The 15,832-nt window shown below is 68.8% G+C and carries 14 protein-coding genes; 2 read left to right on the forward strand and 12 right to left on the reverse strand.

The genetic code is table 11. The annotated features are described in order from the left end of the window. Positions 1 to 253: 253 nt before the first annotated feature. From ACYVOM_RS21245 to ACYVOM_RS21300, 12 genes are all read right to left on the reverse strand, one after another. Complete coding sequence (locus tag ACYVOM_RS21245; protein WP_460305179.1) at positions 254 to 1,333, reverse strand: ABC transporter ATP-binding protein; 1,080 nt, start codon at positions 1,331 to 1,333, stop codon at positions 254 to 256. A gap of 8 nt (positions 1,334 to 1,341) precedes the next feature. Continuing rightward, positions 1,342 to 2,367: an ABC transporter ATP-binding protein gene (locus ACYVOM_RS21250; RefSeq protein WP_460305180.1), complete on the reverse strand. Its 1,026-nt coding sequence runs from the start codon at positions 2,365 to 2,367 to the stop codon at positions 1,342 to 1,344. Next, positions 2,364 to 3,374, reverse strand: a complete 1,011-nt coding sequence (locus ACYVOM_RS21255) for an ABC transporter permease (protein ID WP_460305181.1) — start codon at positions 3,372 to 3,374, stop codon at positions 2,364 to 2,366. Before ACYVOM_RS21255 ends, ACYVOM_RS21250 begins: the two co-directional genes overlap by 4 nt. An 89-nt stretch (positions 3,375 to 3,463) precedes the next feature. Continuing rightward, entirely contained in the window at positions 3,464 to 5,209 is a 1,746-nt protein-coding gene (locus ACYVOM_RS21260) for an ABC transporter substrate-binding protein (RefSeq protein WP_460305182.1), read from the reverse strand. 67 nt (positions 5,210 to 5,276) lie between these two features. Next, on the reverse strand, positions 5,277 to 6,263 hold the full coding sequence (locus tag ACYVOM_RS21265) for an ABC transporter permease (protein WP_460305183.1): 987 nt from the start codon (positions 6,261 to 6,263) through the stop codon (positions 5,277 to 5,279). A gap of 375 nt (positions 6,264 to 6,638) precedes the next feature. After that, complete coding sequence (locus ACYVOM_RS21270) at positions 6,639 to 7,619, reverse strand: ABC transporter ATP-binding protein (RefSeq protein WP_460305184.1); 981 nt, start codon at positions 7,617 to 7,619, stop codon at positions 6,639 to 6,641. 14 nt (positions 7,620 to 7,633) lie between these two features. Beyond that, complete coding sequence (locus ACYVOM_RS21275; protein ID WP_460305185.1) at positions 7,634 to 8,704, reverse strand: ABC transporter ATP-binding protein; 1,071 nt, start codon at positions 8,702 to 8,704, stop codon at positions 7,634 to 7,636. Continuing rightward, on the reverse strand, positions 8,701 to 9,714 hold the full coding sequence (locus tag ACYVOM_RS21280; protein WP_460305186.1) for an ABC transporter permease: 1,014 nt from the start codon (positions 9,712 to 9,714) through the stop codon (positions 8,701 to 8,703). The genes ACYVOM_RS21275 and ACYVOM_RS21280 overlap by 4 nt, the downstream gene beginning before the upstream one ends. Before the next feature lie 94 nt (positions 9,715 to 9,808). Further along, positions 9,809 to 11,560: an ABC transporter substrate-binding protein gene (locus ACYVOM_RS21285; protein ID WP_460305187.1), complete on the reverse strand. Its 1,752-nt coding sequence runs from the start codon at positions 11,558 to 11,560 to the stop codon at positions 9,809 to 9,811. Positions 11,561 to 11,618: 58 nt separating this feature from the next. Then, complete coding sequence (locus ACYVOM_RS21290) at positions 11,619 to 12,611, reverse strand: ABC transporter permease (protein ID WP_460305188.1); 993 nt, start codon at positions 12,609 to 12,611, stop codon at positions 11,619 to 11,621. 462 nt (positions 12,612 to 13,073) lie between these two features. Next, positions 13,074 to 13,469 (reverse strand): hypothetical protein, encoded by a 396-nt coding sequence (locus tag ACYVOM_RS21295; RefSeq protein WP_460305189.1) that lies wholly within the window; start codon positions 13,467 to 13,469, stop codon positions 13,074 to 13,076. A 124-nt stretch (positions 13,470 to 13,593) separates the two neighbouring features. Then, positions 13,594 to 14,247, reverse strand: coding sequence for an HAD family hydrolase (locus ACYVOM_RS21300; protein WP_460305190.1), 654 nt, complete (start codon positions 14,245 to 14,247; stop codon positions 13,594 to 13,596). 93 nt (positions 14,248 to 14,340) lie between these two features. On the opposite strand from ACYVOM_RS21300, the gene ACYVOM_RS21305 reads away from it, so the two are divergent. Both ACYVOM_RS21305 and ACYVOM_RS21310 read left to right on the forward strand, forming a co-directional pair. After that, positions 14,341 to 14,796, forward strand: coding sequence for a universal stress protein (locus ACYVOM_RS21305; RefSeq protein ID WP_460305191.1), 456 nt, complete (start codon positions 14,341 to 14,343; stop codon positions 14,794 to 14,796). Between the two features lie 156 nt (positions 14,797 to 14,952). Further along, complete coding sequence (locus ACYVOM_RS21310; RefSeq protein WP_460305192.1) at positions 14,953 to 15,798, forward strand: PAC2 family protein; 846 nt, start codon at positions 14,953 to 14,955, stop codon at positions 15,796 to 15,798. Positions 15,799 to 15,832 lie beyond the last annotated feature (34 nt).

Raw genomic sequence — 15,832 nt, forward strand, 5'->3', positions numbered from 1 at the left:
CGGAGGAGGGCCCTCACCTGCCCCGGTTTCCAGGAAGCACCGCCAGGCGCGGTCTCTCACGTGATCGGGCGCCCCTGGGCTGCCCCGTAGGCCCCCAGGGCCGGAGGGGCAGCCCAGGGCGCGAAAGCGCCCGATCACAGCCGTCACGCAGGCCCCCAGGGCCGGAGGGACGGCCAAGGACACAGCCCGATCACAGCCGTCCCGCAGGCCCCCAGGGCCGGAGGGACGGCCAAGGACACAGCCCGGTCACCGCCTACCGCAGGCCCCCAGGGCCGGAGGTCGGGTCGGCAACAGGGAAGTGGCAGGCGACGGCGTGGCCGGGGACGGTGTCGGCGAGGGGTGGGACCTCGGTGCGGCAGATGTCCTGGGCCTTCCAGCAGCGGGGGTGGAAGGGGCAGCCGGGGGGCGGGTCGAGCGGCGAGGGGACGTCGCCGGTGAGGCGGATCCGCTCGCGGCCTTCGCGGGCCGACGGGTCGGGCACGGGCACGGCCGACAGGAGCGCCGTCGTGTACGGGTGCTTGGGCCTGGTGTAGAGGTCGGCCTGGTCGGCGACCTCGACGATCCGGCCCAGGTACATGACGGCGACCCGGTCGGAGATGTGCCGGACGACCGACAGGTCGTGCGCGATCACCACGTAGGTGAGGCCGAGTTCGTTCTGCAGGTCCTCCAGCAGGTTCACGACCTGCGCCTGGATCGACACGTCCAGGGCGGAGACGGGCTCGTCAGCCACGATCAGCTTCGGTTTCAGCGCGAGCGTGCGGGCGATGCCGATGCGCTGGCGCTGGCCGCCGGAGAACTCGTGCGGGTAGCGGTTGTAGTGCTCGGGGTTCAGCCCGACCAGTTCCAGCAGCTCCTGCACGGCCCGCTTCACGCCCTGCGGGGTCTCGACGTTCTGAAGGTGGAACGGTGCTCCGACGATTGAACCGACGGTCTTCCGTGGATTCAGCGACGAATACGGGTCCTGGAAGATCATCTGGATGTCACGCCGGAGCGGGCGCATCCGGCTCTGCGAGAGCCGTGAGATCTCCCGCCCCTCGAACCTGATCGAGCCGGAGGTCGGATCCTCCAGGCGCATGATCATCCGGCCGGTGGTCGTCTTGCCGCAGCCCGACTCCCCCACCAGGCCGAGCGTCTCACCCTTGTTGACGGAGAACGACACCCCGTCCACGGCCTTGACCGTCGCGACCTGGCGGCGCAGCAGGCCCGCGTTCACCGGGAAGTGCTTGCGCAGGTCGCTCACCTCCAGCAGCGGGCTCTCGCCTCGCGGGGCGGGCACGGCGGCGTCCGCCCCGGCGGTGTCGGCAGCGCCGGTGTCGGCAGCGTCGGTGGACATGCTCTCCCTCACAGCTTCGGACCGATCTCGGCGTCCCAGATCCGGCGGCGCTCGACGGCGTCCAGGTGGCAGGCCGCCCGGTGCGTCTCCTCCAGCTCGACCCGCAGCTCGGGCACCTCGCTCTGGCTGAGCCCGCCCGTCCGGTCGGCGTAGGCGCAGCGCGGATGGAACGCGCAGCCCGACGGCAGGTTGATCAGCGACGGCGGCGCGCCCTTCACCGGCATGAGCCGGTCGGTCCGCGCCCGGTCCAGCCGCGGCATCGACCCGAGCAGACCCCACGTGTAGGGGTGCAGCGGCCGGTGGAACATGTCGTCCACGCCCCCCTGCTCCACGCATCTGCCGCCGTACATGACCAGGACGTCGTCGGCGATCTCGGCGACCACGCCGAGATCGTGGGTGATCATGATGATCGCGGAGTTGAACTCCTGCTGGAGGTCGCGCAGCAGGTCGAGGATCTGCGCCTGCACGGTGACGTCCAGGGCCGTCGTCGGCTCGTCGGCGATCAGCAGTTCCGGGTCGCACGAGAGCGCCATCGCGATCATCGCGCGCTGGCGCATGCCGCCGGAGAACTGGTGCGGGTAGTCGTCCACGCGCTTCTCCGGCGTCGGGATGCCCACCCTGCCGAGCATGTCGATCGCGTGCTTGCGCGCCGCCTTCTTCGACACGTCGTTGTGGATCCGGTACGCCTCGATGATCTGGGCGCCGACGGTGAAGAACGGGTGCATCGACGACAGCGGATCCTGGAAGATCATCGCCATGTCGCGGCCGCGCAGCTTGCGGACGTCGTCGGGATCGGCGCCGACCAGCTCGCGGCCGTTCAGCCAGATCTCGCCCGACACCCGCGCGTTCTTGCGGTTGTGCAGGCCGAGGATGCCGAGGCTCGTCACCGACTTGCCCGACCCCGACTCCCCCACGATCCCGAGCGTGCTGCCCCGCTCGACCGAGAACGACAGCCCGTCGACGGACTTCACCAGTCCGTCGTCGGTCGGGAAGTGGATGCGCAGGTCCCGCACATCGAGGAACGGACCGCTCACGAGAGCCTCACCCTCGGGTCGACGACCGCGTACAGGACGTCCACCAGGAAGTTCAGGAACACCACGAAGAACGTGGAGACGAGGACGACGCCGATCACCATCGGCAGGTCCCCGGTGAAGATCGACTGAATGGACAGAGCGCCGAGCCCGGGGAACCCGAAGGTGCTCTCGGTGAGCACCGCGCCGCCCAGCAGCAGCCCCAGGTCGAGGCCGAAGACGGTGAGGACGGGCGTGAGCGAGGCGCGCAGCGCGTGCTTGCCGATGACGGTCTGCTCTTTCAGGCCCTTGGCGCGCGCGGTGCGGATGTAGTCCTCGCCGAACGTCTCCAGCATGCCCGCCCTGGTCAGCCGCGCGTACGTGGCCGCGTACAGGAAGGACAGGGTGACCCACGGCAGGATCAGGTTGGACGCCCATTCGACGGGGCTCTCGGTGAGCGGGACGTACCGGACCTCCTCCCAGAACTCGAACCCGTAGACGAAGATCGCCTTGGCGAGCATGCCGGTGAAGTAGATCGGCAGGGACACCCCCGCCAACGCGATGATCATCGCGACCCGGTCGAAGACGCTGCCGCGCCGCAGCGCCGACAGGATCCCGATGCCGACGCCGGAGACCATCCACAGGATCGCCGCGCCGAACGACAGCGAGAGGGTGACGGGCGCCCGGTCGATGATGGTCGGCAGCACGGGCTGGGAGGTGCGGAAGGAGTAGCCGAGGCAGGGCGGCGGGCACCAGATCTCACTCGGCCCGTTGTCGAAGTTCTGCCCGGCGACGATGCCCTGGGCGAACCGCGCGTACTGGACGATGATCGGGTCGTCGAGGTGCAGGCGGGCCTTGACGTCGGCGATGACCTTGTCGTTCGGGGCGCGGCCCGCGTAGGTGACGGCGATCTGGTCCGTGGTCTGCCCGGCGAGCTTCGGCAGGACGAAGAAGATCCCGAAGGTGACCATGCTGCTGACGACCAGCATGGCGATCGCCCCGAAGAGGCGGCGGATGAGGAATGAGAACACGGGCGGCGGCCGGACCGGGCCCGTCCTCGCGGACGGGCCCGGGTGCGAGGCCTTTCACCTACCTTCTGATGCGGCGTGCGGCAGGCGGACTAGCGGACGCCGATGTTCAGGTAGTCGTACATGCCGCCGTAGCCCTCGCTGACCGTCAGGTTGGTGACGTTCGGGGGCCGGTAGAGCAGGATCTTGGCGTAGACCAGCGGGAGGATCGTCGCGTCCTCCATCACCAGCTCGTCGATCTGGGTGTAGATCGCCTCGCGCGCGGTGATGTCGGTGTTCTTCGCGGCGTCGTCCAGGAGCTTGTCGACCTCGGGGAGCTTGGTCTCCTGGATGTTGGTGTTGCCGGACTCGCGGATGATGCGGCTGTCGACGATCTGGGAGAGGAAGCCGTAGCCGGAGGGCCAGTCGGGCGCCCACGCCATGGACAGCAGGCCGACGTTGTTGTCGCGGATCCACTTCTGGGCGCCGGCGTACTTGCCGAAGTAGTCGCCCGCCGGGACGCTCTGGATCTCGGCCTCGACGCCGATGCGGGCCAGCGCCTCCTGGACCGCGGTGCCGGCGGCCACTTCCTTGTCACGGTCGGAGCGGACCGAGAGGCTGGTCTTGAAGCCGTTCGGCTGGCCGCACTCGGCGAGCTCGGCCTTGGCCTTGGCGACGTCGCCGTGGTTGTCGGCGCCGGACGGGTAGACGTTGGCCTCCTTGTAGCCGGAGACGCTCGGCGGAAGGACGGTGGAGGCGATGGCGCCGCCGCCCTCGGGACCGCCGTGCGCGGTCTGCGTGGCGACCTTGTCGACCGCGTACTGGACGGCGCGGCGGCAGTGGATGTTGTCGAACGGCTTCACGTTCGGGTTGACGCCGAGGTAGCGCAGGTAGCCCGCGACGGGGTTGTCGGAGTTGCCGCGGTTCTCGTCGTCGCCGAGGATCTTCGGCTGGGCGGCCTGCTGGACGCCGACGCCGGCGAGGTCGACGCCGAGCGTGCCGGCGAGGAGCTGGTTGTCCAGGTCGTCGGCCTCGATCTTGAGGGTGACCTCGATCTTCTCGGGCAGCGCGTGGGTGGCGCGGACCGGGTCGGTCGCGGGGTCCCAGTTGGGGTTGCGCGACAGCTTCATGACCTTGCCGCGCTCATAGGTGTCGACCTTGTACGGGCCGGTGGCCAGCATCGCGTTCTGGTAGGTCAGACCGGTGTCCTTGGCCTGCGGGACCGGCTGCGTCTGCATGGAGACGAGGTAGTCGAACTCCGCGAACGGCTGGTTCAGGTGGAAGACGATCGTGGTGTCGTCGGGGGTCTCGATGGACTCCAGGCCCTTCTCGGACTTGTCCTCGTAGGGGCCCTTGTAGGGCTCCTTGTTGTCCTTGAGGTAGGTCTGGAAGTAGTGCGGGCCCTGGTTGAGCTCTTCGGTGTAGTTCGAGCGCTCGACCGCGTACTTGACGTCCTTGGACGTGACGGGGGTGCCGTCGTCGTACTTGATGCCCGGGCGGAGCTTGTACGTCCAGGTCAGGCCGTCTTCGCTGACCTCGCCGAGGTTCTCGGCCAGGTCGGGGACCAGGTCGCCGGTCTTGCCCGGCTCGGAGCTGAACGTCGTGAGGGACCGGCTGTAGAGGCGGCCGAAGTTCATCGAGTAGGCGTAATACGTATTGCCCATGTCCGGCGAGTCCCAGTCGTCGGAGTGGCCGAACTTCAGGGTTCCGCCCTTCGCGTCCGAAGGGTTGGCCATGCCGGTGAGGGCGGTGTCAGCCGGGGAGGTGTCGAACTCTGGCTCGTCGCTTCCGCCGCACGCGGAAAGCCCCGCGGACAGCATCAGCGCCGCCGCGGCGACCGCTGTGAACCTGGTCTTCAACCGGGTTACCTCTTCCTGATCTGGATGGTGGGGGGGCGGGGGGTAGGGGTGCCTCCGGCCGGGGCCGTCAGCGTGAGCGGGGGTCGAGCGCGTCGCGCAGGCCGTCGCCGAGGAGGTTGAAGGCGAGCACCGCGAGGAAGATCGTGAGGCCGGGGAACACCATGAACAGCGGGGTGTTCTCGTATCCCTTGGCGGCCTCGCTGAGCATCCCGCCGAGCGACGGCAGCGGCGGCTTGACCCCGACGCCGAGGAACGACAGCGACGCCTCGAACAGGATGTTCGTCGGGATCAGCAGCGTCGCGTAGACGATGATCGGCGCGAAGAGGTTCGGCAGGATCTCCTTGAAGTACACGTGCGTGTGGCTGGCGCCGAGCGCGCGGGCGGCGTCGACGAACTCGCGCTCGCGCAGCGACAGGACCTGGCCGCGAACGATCCGGCCGATGTAGGGGCAGTAGAACAGGCCGATGATGACGATCAGCAGGCCGATCTTGAGCCCGTTGCCCTCGATGCCGAACATGCTGCGCGGCAGGATGCCGACGAGGGCGATCGCGAACAGCAGCAGCGGGAACGCAAGGAGCGCGTCCATGGCCCGGCTGACGACGGTGTCGACCCAGCCGCCGAAGTAGCCCGCGATGCCGCCGATCACGACGCCGACCACCACCGACAGCAGCGTGGAGATGATCGCGACGAGCAGGGACACGCGGGTGCCGATGAGGATGCGGGCGAGGACGTCGCGGCCGGTGGTCGGCTCGACGCCGAGCAGGTGCTCCCAGCTCATCCCCGAGTGCAGGAAGCCTTCCTTGGGCCGCAGCATCGAGGTGTCGATGAGGTCCTGGTTGGAGACGTTCGGGTTCGGCAGGAACCACGGCCCGAAGATCGCCGCGAGGGTTAGCAGGACGATCGCCACGGCACCGGCGATGGCCACCTTGTCGCGTTTCAGCCGCGACCAGGCGATCTGCCACGGGGATCTGCCGTGGATCACCCGGCCCACGCCTTCGGCCTCTTGCGGACGTGCCTGGGGGTCAGACCCCGACACCTCGATCGGCGCGGTCACGCTCCACAACCTCCACGCAGCACGGATGCCTCGAACACTGTCGTGAAGCACAGTCGCCGTGCGGCGGACGGGACGCCAGACCCCGTGTCCGGATCGTGATCCCGCTGAGATCGAAAACGCATGGGGCCATGACAAAGAACGGACATAAGGGGTGTTCAACCCCTTATGTCCGTTCTCTCGTTGCGGCACCTCGAAGGTGCGCGCCGTAACAGTTGTTTTACAGACGAGATCTTGACGCAGCCCGTCCGGCCCCGACGGTAATGATCGGGACATTCTCCTGTAACGGCAACCCGTTCTCGGGAGATGTCATGGGGCGGCCACCCGCCCCGACCGACCCCCGTGCGGCCCCGGTCGGCGCTCCGGCCGGCTCCCCGGTCAGCTCTCCGGGAAGTGGCAGGCCACGCTGCGGCCCTCGCCCCGGTCGGTCAGCTGCGGCACCTCGGTGGCGCACTTCGGCTGGGCCTTCCAGCACCGCGGGTGGAACGGGCAGCCGGACGGCGGGTTGAGCGGCGACGGCACGTCGCCGGTCAGCCGGATCCGCTCCCGGTCCTTGCGGGCCGCCGGGTCGGGCACCGGCACCGCCGACAGCAGCGCCTTGGTGTAGGGGTGCTGCGGCCGGGTGTACAGGTCGGCCTGGTCGGCGATCTCGACCATCCGGCCCAGGTACATGACGCCGACGCGGTCGGAGATGTGCCGGACCACCGACAGGTCGTGCGCGATCACCACATAGGTGAGGCCGAGCTCGTTCTGCAGGTCCTCCAGCAGGTTCACCACCTGCGCCTGGATCGACACGTCGAGCGCGGAGACCGGCTCGTCGGCGATGATCAGCTTCGGCTTGAGCGCGAGGGTCCTGGCGATGCCGATGCGCTGGCGCTGGCCGCCGGAGAACTCGTGCGGGTAGCGGTTGTAGTGCTCGGGGCTGAGACCGACCAGCTCCAGCAGCTCCTGCACTGCCTTCTTCACGCCCTGCGGCGTGTCGATGTTCTGGAGCCGGAACGGCGCGCCGACGATCGACCCGACGGTCTTGCGCGGATTCAGCGACGAGTACGGGTCCTGGAAGATCATCTGGATGTCGCGGCGCAGCGGGCGCATCTTGCCCGGCGCGAGATCCGCGATCTCCCGGCCCTCGAACTTGATGCTCCCGGCCGTCGGGTCGAGCAGCCGCATGATCATCCGGCCGGTCGTCGTCTTGCCGCAGCCCGACTCGCCCACCAGGCCGAGCGTCTCACCCTTGTTGACGGAGAAGGACACCCCGTCCACGGCCTTGACGGCCGCGACCTGGCGGCGCAGCAGGCCTGCGTGCACCGGGAAGTGCTTCTGGAGACCGGTGACCTCCAGCAGGGGCGTGGAACCCAAAGCGCTCACCTTCTTCAGAGGTTCGGCCGGATCTGGTTCTCCCAGATGTCCAGTCGCTGGTCGGGGGTCAGATGGCAGGCGACCCGGTGGCTCGCGTGCGCGGCGGTCGTCACCAGCTCGGGGCGGACCGTGGTGCAGGGGCTGCCGTCGCCCAGCATGTGCGCGCAGCGCGGGTTGAACGCGCAGCCCGACGGCAGGTTGATCAGCGACGGCGGTGAGCCCTTCACCGGCATGAGCCGGTCGGTCCGCGCCCGGTCCAGCCGCGGCATCGACCCGAGCAGTCCCCACGTGTAGGGGTGCTGCGGGGCGTGGAAGAGCTCCTCGACGGTGCCCTGCTCGATCGAGCGGCCGCCGTACATCACCATGATCCGGTCCGACAGCTCGGCGACGACGCCGAGGTCGTGGGTGATCATGACGATGGCCGAGTTGAACTCCTGCTGGAGGTCGCGCAGCAGGTCGAGGATCTGCGCCTGGACGGTCACGTCGAGGGCCGTGGTGGGCTCGTCGGCGATGAGCAGCTCGGGGTCGCAGGCCAGCGCCATGGCGATCATCGCGCGCTGGCGCATGCCGCCGGAGAACTGGTGCGGGTAGTCGTCCACGCGCTTGTCGGGCGTGGGGATGCCGACCCTGCCGAGCATGTCGATGGCGTGCTTGCGGGCCGCCTTCTTCGACACGTCGTGGTGGATCCGGTACGCCTCGATGATCTGCGCGCCGACCGTGTAGAAGGGGTGCATCGCCGACAGCGGATCCTGGAAGATCATCGCCATCGTCTTGCCGCGCATCCGGCGGACCTCCTGCGGGTCCGCGCCGACGAGCTCCTTGCCGTCCAGCCAGATCTCACCCGACATGCGGGAGTTGCGCCGGTTGTGCAGGCCGAGGATGCCGAGGCTCGTCACCGACTTGCCCGAGCCGGATTCGCCCACGATGCCGAGGGTCTGCCCCCGCTCCAGGGTGAAGTCCAGGCCGTCGACGGACTTGACCAGTCCGTCGTCGGTCGGGAAGTGGATGCGCAGGCCCCGGACGTCGAGGAACGCCTTGCCGGTCGCGGCCGGGGCCGCCGGTGCCGATTCGCTCACGGTGCTCAACTGCCCAGCCTCACCCTCGGGTCGACGACGGCGTACAGAATGTCCACGATCAGGCTCGCCAGGACGATGAAGACCGTCGCGAGCAGCACGACGCCCATCACCATCGGCAGGTCGCCCGAGAGGATCGAGGTGATCGACAGGGAGCCGAGGCCCTTCAGGCTGAACACCTGCTCGGTGAGGACCGCGCCGCCCAGCAGCAGGCCCAGGTCGAGGCCGAAGATCGTGACGATCGGGGTGAGCGACGCGCGCAGCGCGTGCTTGCCGATCACGGTCCGCTCCGGCAGGCCCTTGGCCCGCGCGGTGCGGATGTAGTCCTCGCCCATCGTCTCCAGCATTCCCGACCGCGTGAGCCGCGCGTACGTGGCCGCGTACAGGAACGCCAGGGTCACCCAGGGGAGGATGAGGTTCCACGCCCACAACCCGGGGTTCTCCAGGAAGCCGACGTAGGAGATGCCGTCCCACCAGCCCAGCGAGTAGACGAAGATCGACATCGCGACCATGCCGGTGAAGTACACCGGCAGGGACACGCCCGCGAGGGCGATGGCCATGGCCGCCCGGTCGAAGACCGTGCCGCGCCGCAGCGCGGACAGGATGCCGATGCCGACGCCGCTGACGAGCCAGATGATCGACGCGCCGATGCCGAGCGACAGCGTCACCGGGGCCCGGTCGAGGAGCGTGGGCAGGACCGGCTCATTGGTGCGGAAGGAGAAGCCCAGGCACGGCGCCGAGCAGTGGTCGACGCTCGGGCCGTTGCTGAAGTCCTGGCCGGCGAAGATGCCCTCCACGAACCGGCCGTACTGAACGGCGATGGGGTCGTCCAGCCCGAGCCGTTCCTTGACGTCCGCGATGGCCTCGGCCGTGGGGGCCTTGCCGACATAGGAGGCGGCGAGCTGGTCGGTGGTCTGCCCGGCCAGCTTCGGCAGCTGGAAGAAGATGCCGAACGTGACCATGCTGACGACCACCAGCATGAGGACCGCGCCGATGAGGCGCCTGACGATGAATGCGAACACGAGGAACGGCCCGGTGATCCCGGCCCCCGCGAGGGGGCCGGGACCACCACTCGGCCTTCACCTGCTTTCGGTGATGACGAGCGGTTGGGAGGCCTTACTTGAGGCCGAGGTTGACGTAGTCGTACTGGCCGCCCATGAACTCGGACACCACGACGTTGGTCAGGTTGGCGGGGCGGTAGAGCAGCTGCACGGAGTAGGTCAGCGGAACGACGTCCGCGTTGTCCATCGAGAGCTGGTCGATCTGCCCGTACAGCTTGTTGCGCGCGTCGGCGTCACCCTCCTTGGTGGACTTGTCGAAGAGCTTGTTGATCTTCGGCAGGTCGGTGGAGGAGATGTTGGTGTTGCCGGTCGACTTGATGCTGCGGCCGTCCAGGATCTGCTGGAGGAAGCCGAAGCCCGACGGCCAGTCGGCGGACCACTTCATCATGGCCAGGCCGACGCCGTTGTCCTTCAGGAACGCGGGCGAGCCGGCGTACTTGGTGAAGTAGTCACCCGACGGGTAGCCCTTCAGGTCGACCTTGATGCCGGCCTTGCCGAGGCTCTGCTGGATCGACTCGGCGGTGGCGACCTCCTTGGGGCGGTCGGCGCGGTAGGTCAGCTTGGCGGTGAAGCCGTCGGCCTTGCCGCAGGCGGTGAGCTGCTCCTTGGCCTTGGCGACGTCACCGGCGTTGTTCGCGCTCGGGTACTTGTCGAAGTCCTGGTGGCCGACGACGGTCGGCGGGAGCACCGTGGAGGCGATGTCGCCGCCGGTGATCGGGCCGCCGAGGGCGGTCTGCACGGAGGTCTTGTCGACCGCGTACTGGACGGCGCGGCGGCAGGCGATGTTGTCGAACGGGGCCACGCGGCTGTCGATCGTCATGTAGGTCAGCGCCGAGCCGGCCGCGGCGTCGGTGTTGGCCTTCTCGCTGCCGCCGAGGGCCTTGGGCTGCGCGGCGGTGGCGAGGCCGCCCGCGGCGAGGTCCACGTCGAGGGAGCCGGACATCAGACGGGCGTCGATGTCGTCCTGCTCCTGGCCGAGCGCGACGGTGATGGTGTCCGGGAGCGCCTTGCGGAGCTCGTCGGTGCTCTGGTCCCAGTGGGTGTTGCGGGAGAGCTTCATCGCCTTGCCGACCTCGTACGAGTCGATCTTGTACGGGCCGGAGGAGACGATGTTCTTCTTGTAGTTCAGACCGGTGTCCTTGGCCTGCGGGACCGGCGCGGTCTGCGGCATGAAGGCCAGGTAGTCGAACTCCGCGAACGGCGTGTTCAGGTTGAACTTGATCGTGTACTTGTCCGGGGTCTCGATGGACTTCAGGCCCTCGGCGGACTTGTCCTTGTACGGGCCCTTGTAGGGGGTCGCGTTGTCGACGAGGTACTGCTTGAAGTACTTCGGTCCGCCCTGGAGCTCGTCGGTGAAGTTCGACCGCTCGACGGCGTACTTGACGTCCTGAGCGGTGATCTCAGTGCCGTCGTCGTACTTGACGCCCTTCTTGAGCTTGTACGTCCAGGTCTTGTTGTTGTTCGAGGCCTTGCCGAGGGACTCGGCGAGGTCCGGAACGAGCTCCTGGCCCTCGGCGCCCGGCGCGTTCTTGTACGTCACCAGGGTGCGCGCGTAGTAGCGGGCGAAGTTCCAGGAGAACGCGTAGTAGGTGTCACCCGGGTCCGGCGAGTCCCAGTCGCTGGACATCGCGTACCGCAGTTCCCCACCGGTCTTGTCGGACGGGTTGAGGATCGAGGTGTTGGCCGCGTTCTGGACCGCGGTGGAGGAGGAGTCCGCACCCGAGTCCGAGTCCCCTCCGCAGGCCGTCAGGCCGGCGGCGAGCACGGCGCACGCGGCGAGCGACGCACCGATCTTGATCTTGTTCATTGTGCTGAGAGCACCTCTCTACAGAACTGGCAGGGAACGCAAACCCACCTGGTGGGGGTCACCGGGCGCGGGGGTCGAGCGCGTCGCGCAACCCGTCCCCGAGCAGGTTGAAGGCCATCACCGTGAGGAAGATGGCGAGGCCGGGGATGATCATGAACATGGGGGTGTTCTCGTAGCTCGACACCGCGAGGCTGAGCATCGCGCCCCAGGACGTCATCGGCGGGATCACGCCGACGCCCAGGAAGGACAGGGCCGCCTCGAACAGGATGTTCGTCGGGATCAGCAGCGTCGTGTAGACGATGATCGGCGCCAGCAGGTTGGGCAGCAGCTCCTTGAACAGGATGTGCCCGTGGCTCGCGCCGAGGCTGCGGGCCGCGTCGACGAACTCGCGCTCGCGCAGCGACAGGGTCTGGCCGCGCACGATCCGGCCGATGTAGGGCCAGCTGAAGAAGCCGATGACGAAGATCAGGACGCCGATGCGCACCCAGTTGCCGGTCAGGCCGAAGACGCTGTCGGGCACGACGCCCACCAGCGCGATCGCGAACAGCAGCAGCGGGAACGCCAGGAAGACGTCCATGGCCCGGCTGATGATCGTGTCGATCCAGCCGCCGAAGTAGCCGGCGGCGACGCCGAGGACGGTCCCGATGGTGACCGACAGGAGCGTCGCGAGGAACGCGACGATCAGGGAGATACGGGCGCCCATGACGATCCGGGCCAGCATGTCGCGGCCGGTCGTCGGCTCGACGCCGAGCAGGTGGTCCCAGCTGATGCCCGAGTGCAGCCAGCCGTCGTAGGGCCGCTGCATGGTCGGGTCGATGAGGTCCTGGTGCCACACTTCGTGGTCCTGCAGGAACCACGGCCCGATGGCGGCGATGACGATCAGCGCGATGATGACGACGCCGCCGGCGACGGCGGCCTTGTCGCGCTTGAGGCGCGTCCAGGCGATCCGTCCCAGCGAACGGCCCTGGATCGCCTCGCTGGGAACGCCCTTGAGGACGTCCTCCGGGTGGGCCTCTGCCTCACCCTTCGTCACTTCGATCGGCGCGGTCACGCACGTTCCTTCCTCGCCACCTGGACACCGCCACTGCGCGTAGCGGTGTACGTGCCCCTTGTACCGGCGGGTGCGGCTGTCTCCGGGCACGAGGGACGGCTTGTTTCACAGAAAGTTGCCACCCCGTGACGCATCCGACCGAGCCCGACTCCGAGGGAAGTGGAACGTTCCGTGAAGTCTTCGTCAATTTCGGACGCGCGGAGAGATGTTATACGTGCATCCGATATGAACCGCACCTGAGCGGCGCGGTCTCGTGAAGATTTACCGTTCTGAGTCCGGCAGGCACAGCTGGAACCAGGGTGAACGGGGCGTCTCGCGAGAGAATATTCGCGTTCGACGATGCTCGGGACGTGAGAGGGGCCTGAGGGGCATAGCTCCTGACATAACCCCGAAGCTATGGAAGGCACGCGAAAGGCCCGCCCCCAGGGGGACGGGCCTCAGGTTTCGGTCAGGCGCGGGGCGTCACAGGCCGCGGCGGCGCAGGATCTCCTCGATCTCGGCCATGTCGTCGTCGACCGGCGGCGCGGACCTGCCGCCGCGCACCGCGGGCGGCGCCGAAGCCGCCTGCCCGCCCCGCACGGCCCGCTGCGCCTTGCCCGCCCGCAGGCGGACGCCCGACACCATGTACAGCGCCCCCGCGAGTGCCAGGACGGCCACGCCGCCCCACCGCACCGGACTGAACGCCAGCGACCACAGGAACTCCGTGACGCCGGTCAGGTAGAGCCCGAGCGGCACCAGCGACCAGGCCGCGCCGCGCATCCCCGAGGCGGTGCCGCGGGTCCGGCTCACCCCCCAGCTCGCCGCAAGGCCCACGAGCGTGGCCACCAGGCTCACCATGAACAGGAAGGAACCACTCATCGCCGATCGCCCCTCGTCATCGCACTCGACCGCCTGCCGGCGGACTCGGCTCTTCCCTTCATACTCACATGTCGAGGCAAACCGGTCCCTCCTCCGCGAGAAGGGTCCGCCCCTGAGGAACCCCTTACCGGGAGGCGGCGATCTCCCGGAGGCGGTCCAGGCTCAGATCGGCCAGCGCCGGGACGACGAGGCGGCGCGGACCCGCCGGGATCGGGACGATGTTGGGGATCGCGACCACCACGCAGCCCGCCGCCTCGGCCGCGGCCACGCCCGTCGGGGAGTCCTCCAGCGCGACCGTCGCGGAAGGCTCGGAGCCGAGCAGGCGGCATGCCTTGAGGTAGGGATCGGGGTGCGGCTTCGTGTGGTCCACCTCGTCGCCCGTCACCGTGACCGTGAACAGGTCGCGGCCGAGCGCCTCGATCGCCACCTCGGCCAGCTCCCGGAACGTCGAGGTGACCAACGCCACGGGCACGCCCTCGGCGCGCGCGTCGGTGAGGATCTCCTTGGCGCCGGGGATGATCTCCAGCTCGGTCGGCAGGCGCTCCTTCATGAGGTCGAGCATCCGCCGCCCGACCTCCTCGACGGAGGCGTCCGCCCCGGCCAGGTCGATGATGTACCGGGACGCGGCGTACAGGGAACTGCCGACCACGGCGTCCTGGTGCTCGGTGCCCCAGGTCCCCCCGAGCCACTCCGTCACATCCCGCTCGACCGAGTGCCAGACCGGCTCGGAGTCGATGAGGGTCCCGTCGAGGTCGAAAGCAAGAGCCTGAAGAGTCACGTGAACCAAGGCTATGCGGTCATACGTGGCGGGAACACCGGCGGGCCCGCTAGCGTTCCGTGAACAACTACCGACTGGTAAGGAGCACCCCCCATGACGTACCGGTCCATCGTCGTCGGCACCGACGGCTCCAAGACCTCTTTCCTCGCCGTCGAGCGCGCCGCCGAGATCGCCGCCGCGACCGGCGCCCGGCTCATCCTGGTGTCGGCCTACCATCCGATGCCCGAGCGCGAGCGCAACGAGGCGGCCGACCGCCTCGGCGACCTCGCCTACAAGGTCCAGGGCTCCACCCCGGCCGAGGACGTGCTGCGCGCGGCCCGGGACCGGGCCGTCGCCGCCGGCGCCACGGAGATCGCCGAGGTCGCCCGCGAAGGCGACGCCGTCGACGTCCTGGCCTCCGTCGCCAAGGAGGAGTCGGTCGACCTTGTCGTGGTCGGCAACCGCGGCCTCAACAGCCTCGCGGGCCGGCTCCTCGGGTCCGTTCCGGCCAACCTCTCCCACCGCTCCCCCGTCGACGTGCTGATCGTGCACACCACCGACGGGAAGTGATCCGCGAGCGTCCTGGAATGTGACGCGATACGGATCACCTCATCCCTACCGCACAGGGATGACCCGCTGTCGGATGGGTAGGGGTTGCCCAGGACGTAGGCTGGACTTGACCGTGATCCAATTGCGAATCCATCGTCGTCCCCGGTAGGAGGCCGTGTGCTCGAACTCGATTCCGTGCCCGTGCTGGACCGCCCGGTGCTCATCGCGGCGTTCGAAGGCTGGAACGACGCGGGCGAGGCCGCCAGTGGAGTGATCGCCCATCTCGCGACGAGCTGGGGCGCCCGGCAGATCGCCGAGATCGACCCGGAGGACTACTACGACTTCCAGGTGACGCGGCCGCGCGTCGAAGGACTCGGCGACGACCGCAAGATCGTGTGGCCGACCACCCGGATCTCCGTCGTCAGGCTGGACTCCGGCCGCGACGTGGTGCTCCTGCACGGAATCGAGCCGAACATGCGGTGGCGCGGCTTCTGCCGGGAACTCACCGACTACCTCGCCCGGCTCGGCGTCCGCTCGGCCCTCCTGCTCGGCGCCCTGCTCGCCGACGCCCCCCACACCAGGCCCGTCCCGGTGTCGGGCTCGGGCGGCGGCCCCGCGTTCGGCGACGAGACCCTGGAGCAGTCGTCCTACGAGGGGCCGACGGGCATCCTCGGCGTCCTCCAGGACAGGCTGGAGGCCGGCGGCGTCGAGACCGTGGCGCTGTGGGCGCAGGTCCCCCACTACGTCTCCTCCCCGCCCAACCCCAAGGCGACCCTGGCGCTGCTGCGCCGCGTCGAGGACCTCCTCGACGTGGCCGTGCCGCTCGGCGAACTGCCCGAGCAGTCCCGCGCATGGGAGGAGGGTGTGAACGAGCTGGCCGAGCAGGACAGCGAGGTCGCCGACTACGTCCGCACCCTGGAGGAGGCCAAGGACGCCACCGAACTCCCGGAGGCCACGGGCGAATCCATCGCCCGCGAATTCGAGCGGTATCTGCGCCGGCGGGGCATGGAACCGCCCGTCTGATCCGCTTCCTCCGCCGCGTCGGTAAGCTGACGGC

Source organism: Actinocorallia aurea (assembly GCF_054783995.1).